The following is a 7,211-nucleotide window of genomic DNA, read 5'->3' as shown; positions in this document are numbered from 1 at the left end:
GGGACAGGAGACCGCGATCATGACGAAGTTCGTCTACGACTTCGCCGAGGGCGACAAGGACCAGAAGGACCTGCTGGGCGGCAAGGGCGCCAACCTCGCGGAGATGACGAACCTGGGGCTGCCGGTGCCCCCGGGGTTCACGATCACGACCGAGGCCTGCCGGGCCTACCTCACGCACGGCCGCCAGCCCGACGGCATGGACGACGAGGTCACCGAGCACCTCACCGCCCTCGAGAAGGCGATGGGCAAGCAGCTCGGGCAGGCCGACGACCCGCTGCTCGTCTCGGTGCGCTCCGGGGCGAAGTTCTCGATGCCCGGGATGATGGAGACCGTCCTCAACGTCGGGCTCAACGACTCCTCGGTCCACGGCCTGGCCGCCCAGTCCGGCGACGAGCGCTTCGCCTGGGACTCCTACCGCCGCCTGGTCCAGATGTTCGGCGCCACCGTGCTCGGCATCGAGGGCGAGCACTTCGCCGAGGCCCTCGACGAGGCCAAGCGCGGCAAGGGCACGACGAACGACCTCGACCTCGACGCCGCCGACCTGGCCACGCTCGTCGAGACGTTCAAGGGCGTCATCCGCGAGCACGCCGACCGCGACTTCCCGCAGGACCCGCGGGAGCAGATGGACCTCGCCGTGCGGGCCGTCTTCGACTCGTGGAACTCCCCCCGCGCGAACGTCTACCGCCGCCAGGAGCGCATCCCCGCCGACCTGGGCACCGCGGTCAGCGTCTGCTCGATGGTCTTCGGCAACCTCGGGATGGACTCCGGCACCGGCGTGGCGTTCACGCGCGACCCGGCGTCGGGGGCCCGGGGGGTCTACGGCGACTACCTGCAGAACGCGCAGGGCGAGGACGTCGTCGCCGGGATCCGCAACACGCTGGCCCTGACCGAGCTCGAGCGGATCGACAAGGAGTCCTACGACGAGCTCATGTCGATCATGGCCACGCTGGAGCACCACTACCGGGACCTGTGCGACATCGAGTTCACCATCGAGCGCGGCAAGCTCTGGATGCTCCAGACCCGGGTCGGGAAGCGGACGGCCGCCGCGGCGTTCACCGTCGCCGTCCAGCTCGTCGACGAGGGCCTGATCGACCTGGACGAGGCGCTGCAGCGGGTCACCGGCGCGCAGCTGGCGAACCTGATGTTCCCCCGCTTCGACCGCGACGCCGAGAAGGAGCTGATCACCACCGGGATGAACGCCTCCCCCGGCGCCGCGAGCGGCACCGCGGTGTTCGACTCCCGCTCCGCGGTGGCCCGGGCGAAGGCCGGTGAGAAGGTCATCCTGGTCCGCCGCGAGACCACCCCCGACGACCTCGACGGCATGATCGCCGCGCAGGGCGTGCTCACCAGCCGCGGCGGGCGGACCTCCCACGCGGCCGTCGTCGCCCGCGGGATGGGCAAGACCGCGGTGTGCGGTGCGGAGGAGCTCGAGGTCGACGTCCGGGCGAAGAAGATCACGCTCGCCGACGGCCGTGAGGTCGTCGAGGGCGACATGCTCTCCATCGACGGCACCAACGGCGAGGTCTACCTGGGCGAGGTCCCGGTGGTGGCGAGCCCGGTGATGGCCTACTTCGAGGGCTCCACGGGCCTGGCCGAGAACGACGACCTCGTCGCCGCGGTGGACCGGATCATGCGCCACGCCGACGGCGCCCGACGGCTGCGCGTGCGGGTCAACGCCGACACCGGCGAGGACTGCACGACCGCCCGCACGTTCGGCGCCGAGGGCGTGGGCCTGTGCCGCACCGAGCACATGTTCCTCGGCGAGCGGCGGGCCCTGGTGGAGACGCTGGTGCTCGCGGAGACCCAGGACGAGCGCGAGGACGCGCTGGCCGCGCTGCTGCCGCACCAGATCGAGGACTTCAGCGCGATCTTCCGGGCCATGGAGGGCCTGCCGGTGACGATCCGGCTGCTCGACCCGCCGCTGCACGAGTTCCTGCCCGACTTCACCGAGCTCTCCGTCGAGGTCGCCGTGGCCCGCGAGCGCGGCGAGGCGACCGAGGAGCAGGAGAAGCTGCTGGCCGCCGTCCACCGGCTCCACGAGCAGAACCCGATGCTCGGGCTGCGGGGGGTCCGGCTGGGCATCACGATCCCGGGCCTGTTCGCGATGCAGGTCCGGGCGATCACCCGGGCCGCGGCCGCGCTCGCCGCCGAGGGCATCCACGTGGAGCCCGAGATCATGGTGCCGCTGGTCGGCACCGTCCAGGAACTGCAGGCCGTCGCCGCGGAGATCGCCGAGGTGGTCGCCGAGCCCGAGTCGCAGGTCGACGGCCGCCCCGTGCAGCACCAGATCGGGACGATGATCGAGCTGCCCCGCGCGGCGCTGGTCGCCGCGCAGATCGCCGAGGTCGCGCAGTTCTTCTCGTTCGGCACGAACGACCTCACCCAGACGACGTGGGGCTTCTCCCGCGACGACGTCGAGAGCTCGTTCTTCTCCGAGTACCTGGACTCGGGCATCTTCGGGGTGTCGCCGTTCGAGTCCCTCGACGTCGAGGGCGTCGGCGAGCTGGTCGAGATCGCGTCGTGGCGCGGCCGGGAGGTGCGCCACGACCTCAAGCTCGGCATCTGCGGCGAGCACGGCGGCGACCCGGACTCGGTGCACTTCTTCCACCGGGCCGGCCTGGACTACGTGTCCTGCTCGCCGTTCCGGATCCCGGTGGCGCGGCTGGAGGCGGGGCGCGCGGCGGCCGGCTGACGCCCGAGGACCGTCAGGTCCACACGACGTTCTTCCGCACCGTCCTCGCCGGGCACCCGGCGAGGACGGTGCCGGTCTCCGTGAACTGCCCCGACACGACGGCGCCGGCCGCGATCGCGGTGTCGTCGGGGATCACCGCACCCTTGAGGATCGTGGCGCGCGACCCGATCCACACGTGGTTCCCGATGCTGATCGGCCCGGAGGTGGGGCGGACCTCGCCGTCGACGATGACCTCGTGGAAGTCCTCGTCGAGCAGCTGGACGTCCCACGAGACCGCGCAGTCCTCCCCGATCGAGACCGAGTTCATCGCGACGATCGTGGTGTTCGGGGAGAAGTAGCTGCGCGCGCCGATCGAGAGTGTGCCGCCCTCGCCGATCACCCAGGCGGCGCCCACCCCGACCTGCACGTTGCCGAGGAGCTCGAGCTCACCGTGGATGCGCAGCAGGCCGCCCTGGTCGCCGCGCGCGAAGCCGAACTCGTGCGTACCGAGCCGCAGGCGGGCGTCCGGGGTGCGGAAGGAGATCCGCTCGGGGTGGTGGACCCGGAACCCGCGCGACGCGGTGAGCCGGGTGGGCCGGCGCGCCGCCAGGGTGCGCAGGAGCGAGACCCGGAACTCGCCGAGCAGCGCCTCGTGCCATCGGCTCATGCACCGGGGATCTCGCCCCGGGACGGTCCTGACGCCACCATCGGGTGATTCACCCGTCCGGACGAGCGGGGCCGGAGGCCGAACCCCGGGTACCCGGCCGCGGCCTCGTCGTCGCAGCGCTGCCGGTAGTGGTTCATCCCGCCCGCGAACGGCAGGAACACGCGCGGCTTGCCCGGCACGTTCGCCCCCAGGTACCAGGAGCTCGCGGCCCGCGGGAGCAGCGTCGCCTCCGCGGCCCGGCGGACCCGCGCGGCCCAGGCGTCCTGCGCCTCCTCGGTGGGCTCGGCGGTCTCCCCCGTCTCCCGGAGCCGCACGAGCAGGTCGGCGATCCAGTCGACGTGCTGCTCGATGGCGGTCGGCATGTTCGTCAGCACCGACGGGCTGCCGGGCCCGGTGATGGTGAACAGGTCCGGGAAGCCGGCGACACCGAGGCCGAGGAGGGTGCGCGGTCCGTCCGCCCACGCCTCGCGCAGCGTGACCCCGTCCCGGCCCCGGACGTCGATCGAGAGCAACGGGCCGGTCAGCGCGTCGAACCCGGTGGCGAACACCAGCACGTCGAGGGCGTGCTCGGCCCCCGACGCCAGGCGCACCCCGTCCGGGGTCACCGTGGCGATCGGGTCCGCCTTCACGTCGACCAGCGTCACGTCCGGCCGGTTGTAGGTCTCGAAGTAGCCGGTGTCGATCGGCGGGCGCTTGGTGGCGAACGGATGGTCGCGCGGGGTCAGTGCCTCGGCGGTGGCCGGGTCGGCCACCGTCTCGCGGATCTTGTCGCGGAGGAAGTCCGAGGCGGACTCGTTGACCGCGGGGTCGGTCAGCAGGTCCTTGACGGCGGCCCGGAAGCGCAGCCCGCCCCGCTCCCAGGCCTGCTCGTAGAGGGCGCGGCGCTCGTCGTCGGGCAGGTCGAGCACGTCGACGTCGGAGACGACGAACGGGTGGCCGTTGGTGGACGCGGCCTGCATCCGGCGGATCGCCGGGTAGTCGGCCTTCGTCGCCGCCATCTCGTCCTCCGAGAGCGGGGCGTTGCGCGCGGGGATCGAGTAGTTGGCGGTGCGCTGGAAGACCGTCAGGTGGCCGCCCTCGCCCTGCGACACCCCCTCGGCGAGGACGGGGACGGCCTGGATGCCGGTCGACCCGGTCCCGACGAGCCCGACGCGCTTCCCGGCGACGTCGACGCCGTCGTGGGGCCACCGACCGGTGTGGTGCCACTCCCCCGCGAAGTCCGCGAGCCCGGGCAGGTCGGGGACGTTGGCCGCCGACAGGCAGCCGACCGCGGTCACCAGCCACCGGCACCGCCGTTCCCGGCCCTCGGTGTCCGTCACCGTCCAGCCGGACCCGTCCCACGCGGCCGAGGCCACCCGCACCCCGAACTCGATGTCCCGGCGCAGGTCGTGGCGGTCCGCGACGTGCTCGAGGTAGGCGAGGATCTCGGGCTGGCGCGGGTAGCGCTCGCTCCAGCGCCACTCCTGCTCCAGCTCGGGGTCGAACGAGTAGCAGTAGTAGTAGCTCTCGGAGTCGCAGCGGGCGCCGGGGTAGCGGTTCCAGTACCAGGTCCCGCCGACCCCGTCGGCCGCCTCCAGCACCCGCACCGAGAAGCCGAGCGTCCGCAGCCGGTGCAGCGCGTACAGCCCGGCGAACCCGGCCCCGATCACGAGGACGTCCATGCGCCCAGGCTGCGGCACGGGCACGGATTCCGTCGGCCGGACGGCGATATCCGCCCTCGTGCGAAGCTCTCCGACGTGCGCCTGTCCGCCCGCGTCACCTCCGGGATCGACTCCCCCGTCGGCACGGCCTACGCCCGGCTCGCGACGCGGGCCGGGCGGGCTCCGCTGCTCGACCTCGCCCAGGCCGCGCCCGCCTACCCGCCGGCCCCGGCGGTCGTCGACCACGTCACCGCCGTCGCGCACGACCCGCGCGGCGCCGCCTACGCCGCCCAGGCGGGCCTGCCGCACCTGCGGGAGGCGTTCGCCGCGGACCTCGCCGAGGACCACGACGGGTGGGTCGGGCCCGACGACGTCGTGGTGACGGCCGGGTGCAACCAGGCGTTCTGCCTGGTCGCCGCCGCGCTGACCCAGGAGGGCGACGAGGTCGTCGTCGTGCGGCCGGTGTACTTCAACCACGAGATGTGGTTGCGGATGCACGGCGTCGTGCCGGTGGTCGCGGAGCCCGGCCCGGACCTGGTCCCGCGCGCCGCCGAGGTCGAGCCGCTGCTCACCCCGCGGACCCGCGCGATCGTCCTCGTCACCCCCGGCAACCCGACGGGCGTGACGGTGCCCCCGGACGAGCTGGCCGCCTTCGCCGCGCTCGCCCGCCGTCACGACCTGGCGCTGGTCCTCGACGAGACCTACCGGTCGTTCCGCGACGACCCCGCCCCGGCGCACGCGCTCTTCGCCGACCCGGCGTGGCGCGACACCGTGGTCAGCCTCCACAGCTTCTCGAAGGACCTCGCGCTGCCGGGCTACCGGGTCGGCGCCGTGGTCGGGTCCCGGGCGCTGCTGCGCGAGGTCATGAAGCTGCTCGACTGCGTCGCGATCGGCGCCCCGCGCATCGGCCAGGAGGCCGCCTGGGCCGGGCTGACGAAGGGACGCGACTGGCGGGCGGAGCGCGTCGCCGAGGTCGCCGGCCGCCGGGCGGGGTTCGCCACGGCCCTCGCCGACCGCCCCGGCGGCTTCGAGCTGGTCACCTGCGGCGGCTTCTTCGCCTGGGTCCGCCACCCGCTCGACCGGCCCACGCCCGACGTCGTCGGCGACCTCCTGCGCGAGCAGGACGTGCTGGTCCTGCCCGGCACGGACTTCCAGGCCCTCGACGACCGCGCGATGCGCGTCAGCGTCGGCAACCTCGACGCGCAGGCCCTCGACGACCTCGTCGGGCGCCTCACCGCCTTCGGGAGCAGCACGTGACCGCCCGCGCCGTGAACGTCTCGATCCGCTACCCCGACGTCCCGGTCCTCGAGCGGCCCGAGCGGGCCCGGCGGGAGGGGTACACCGCGATCGAGTCGTGGTGGCCGTTCCCGACGGCGGGTCCCGCGGCTGCGGAGGTCGACGCCTTCGTGGGCTCGGTGACCGACGCCGGGGTCGAGCTGATCGCGATGAACCTCTTCGGCGGGGACATGGCCGCCGGTGAGCGCGGCATCGCGGGCGACCCCCGGCGTGGGACGGAGTTCGACGACTCCCTCGCCGTCGCCCTCGAGGTCGGCCGCCGGCTCGGCCCGTCGATGTTCAACACGCTCGTCGGGGTCGGGCCGCTGCGCGACCTCGCGCTGGACCGGCTGGCGACGGCCGCGACGGCGGCGGAGCGGGCGGGACGCCGCATCCTGATCGAGCCGCTCAGCGGGATCGCCGACTACCCGGTCACGGCCGCGGCGGACGCGTTCGCGCTGTGCGGGACGCTCGGCCGGGGAGCCGGCGTGCTCGGCGACCTCTACCACCTCGCGGTCAACGGCGAGGACGTCGACGCGGTGATCGCCACGCGCGGGTCCGACCTCGCGCACGTGCAGCTCGCCGACGCGCCCGGACGCGGCGCACCGGGCACCGGGACGCTGCCGCTGGAGCGCTGGGTCGACGCGCTCGAGGCCGTGGGCTACCGCGGGTGGGTGGCGCTGGAGCACCGGTGATCGCTCAGCGCGGGTCGTCCGAGGCGGCCGCCGAACGGGCGATCTCGTCGAGCCAGACGGCGGTCTTGGTGACGTGGGTGCCCGACGGGACCACACCCCGCGCGGCGAGGAATCGGGTGACCTCGCCGGCCACGCGCGCGGCTTCGTCGGGGAGGCAGCGGGTGGAGAACTCGGTGAGCTCGCGGCCGCTCGGGTAGCGGCAGTGCTCGAGGTGGGCGCGCCCGGCGTCGAACCGGCGCTCGGGCACCCCGACGCGCCGCACG

General features: G+C 73.8%; 6 protein-coding genes. 3 read left to right on the top strand and 3 right to left on the bottom strand.

Features of this window, described 5'->3' with window-relative positions; translation table 11 throughout:
- Nucleotides 1-2,692: pyruvate, phosphate dikinase (ppdK, locus tag AC0CYZ_RS21390; protein ID WP_472219025.1), on the top strand; the 2,692-nt coding region annotated here is incomplete at its 5' end.
- 13 nt (nt 2,693-2,705) lie between these two features.
- Here ppdK and AC0CYZ_RS21385 read toward each other — a convergent pair.
- A complete protein-coding gene (locus AC0CYZ_RS21385) occupies nt 2,706-3,338 on the bottom strand; it encodes an acyltransferase (RefSeq protein ID WP_472219023.1) in 633 nt (210 codons plus the stop codon).
- Entirely contained in the window at nt 3,335-4,999 is a 1,665-nt protein-coding gene (locus AC0CYZ_RS21380; RefSeq protein ID WP_472219021.1) for a flavin-containing monooxygenase, read from the bottom strand. Before AC0CYZ_RS21380 ends, AC0CYZ_RS21385 begins: the two co-directional genes overlap by 4 nt.
- Nucleotides 5,000-5,074: 75 nt before the next feature.
- Here AC0CYZ_RS21380 and AC0CYZ_RS21375 point away from each other — a divergent pair, with 75 nt between their 5' ends.
- Both AC0CYZ_RS21375 and AC0CYZ_RS21370 read left to right on the top strand, forming a co-directional pair.
- Complete coding sequence (locus AC0CYZ_RS21375; protein ID WP_472219019.1) at nt 5,075-6,235, top strand: aminotransferase; 1,161 nt, start codon at nt 5,075-5,077, stop codon at nt 6,233-6,235.
- Entirely contained in the window at nt 6,232-6,948 is a 717-nt protein-coding gene (locus AC0CYZ_RS21370) for a TIM barrel protein (RefSeq protein WP_472219017.1), read from the top strand. Before AC0CYZ_RS21375 ends, AC0CYZ_RS21370 begins: the two co-directional genes overlap by 4 nt.
- Nucleotides 6,949-6,952: 4 nt before the next feature.
- Here the strand turns inward: AC0CYZ_RS21370 and AC0CYZ_RS21365 are convergent.
- A partial coding sequence (locus tag AC0CYZ_RS21365) for a hypothetical protein (RefSeq protein WP_472219015.1) occupies nt 6,953-7,211 on the bottom strand: 259 nt, incomplete at its 5' end.

Source organism: Actinomycetospora sp., from assembly GCF_055612215.1.
The sequence above is the reverse complement of the archived record's forward strand: the minus strand, read 5'-3'. Positions and strand labels throughout refer to the sequence as shown.

Excerpts from the sequence above, each read along its gene's own strand:
- AC0CYZ_RS21385 (WP_472219023.1), bottom strand. The coding sequence starts at position 3,338 with ATGAGCCGATGGCACGAGGCGCTGCTCGGCGAGTTCCGGGTCTCGCTC.
- AC0CYZ_RS21380 (WP_472219021.1), bottom strand. The coding sequence starts at position 4,999 with ATGGACGTCCTCGTGATCGGGGCCGGGTTCGCCGGGCTGTACGCGCTG.